The 1,165-nt window shown below is 37.9% G+C and carries 1 protein-coding gene and 1 pseudogene; one reads left to right on the top strand and one right to left on the bottom strand.

What is annotated here, in order from left to right; translation table 11 throughout:
* A pseudogene (locus A3766_RS03225) lies at positions 1 to 427 on the bottom strand (hypothetical protein); the annotation flags it as partial.
* Between the two features lie 101 nt (positions 428 to 528).
* Here A3766_RS03225 and A3766_RS03230 point away from each other — a divergent pair.
* A complete protein-coding gene (locus A3766_RS03230; RefSeq protein ID WP_068511044.1) occupies positions 529 to 1,059 on the top strand; it encodes a hypothetical protein in 531 nt (176 codons plus the stop codon).
* Positions 1,060 to 1,165 lie beyond the last annotated feature (106 nt).

Consider the following 1,165-nt stretch of genomic DNA (forward strand, 5'->3'; position numbering starts at 1 on the left):
TATATTCACCTATATATAGAAGGGGGAGTTTACTTTCTTCCATTAATTGAGGTGCTTCAATAATACTAAGAGCCCCATACTCATAACTTGAGTATCCAATTAACCCTGCTGTAAAAGGTAAATCTGAAAATATTGATGGGATTTCTTGTTGCTCGTAGTTAAGTGACTCATGAATATTGCTTGGCTTAACTAGGTTTGGAGTGTGAGATAACTCTGCTTTATTTATTGTATGGGTAAATAAAGGCGAACCGCTAATAATATTGAAGCGACCTTTTGACTCATCAACGCCGCTATCTAAAAAGATTGAATGGGGGAGGGAGGCTAACAAGGCATGGCATTGCTCATCATTTAGAATAATTTCCTTTTGTAGCCACTTTGCCGGGTGTTTTGTTTGATTTGTTTGGTAAGCTGTTTCAAAATTCTTCATTCAGTTATCGCAAAATTAAAATCTATGAGAATGTATATGGACATTTGTTCGACGCCTGATAAATTATCGCCGCAAAATAATACTTAACAAATGGAGTTTTTATGAAGCGTTCATTTCGTCGCTTTTTATTTCTAGCGCTATGCGTTTTGCCTTGGGTTACCCCCTTGCAGGCTGAAGATTTTAACTCTTTAAAGCGTGCCAAGCTAACAGAAGCGCAATCTGTAAACCAACTCAAATATATGATGGTCAAAGGCTTTGATAGAATTAAAAAGGAAGTTGTTAAAAACGGTTCTTTCCCTCCATTTGGCTTGACGCTGTCTCCTGATGCCGAGTTTAAAGCAGTCATTCCAGATATTGAAGCAAAACTACCTTCACAGGTTGTTCTAGTAAAACTCGCTGAAAGCATGGCAGCTATTGCTCAAACGCGTTCAATGTGGGCAGTTGGTATTATGTATATTAGGGCCATCAAGCGAGATGACGGTACATATGTCCAGAGAATTATCGTGATGACAGAACATATTGCTGGTTGGGCTCGCCATTGGGCATACCCTTTTAAGATGGAGGATGGAGAGTTTAAATTGGGTACCCCTCAAGAATTGGAAGTAAAGCCGGTTTACTTTACTAAAAAATAAAAGCCTTGTTTTATTAAAGCCGCCTATAAAGGCGGTTTTTTCGTTTAGGGGCTCTATTTAACTCAATATTTTGTATTGTTTTTCTTTATGTCGACATTTTTTTCTT

It is taken from the genome of Oleiphilus sp. HI0132 (assembly GCF_001635845.1).

Coding starts and splice junctions, on each gene's coding strand:
- A3766_RS03230 (WP_068511044.1), top strand. CDS start 529: ATGAAGCGTTCATTTCGTCGCTTTTTATTTCTAGCGCTATGCGTTTTG.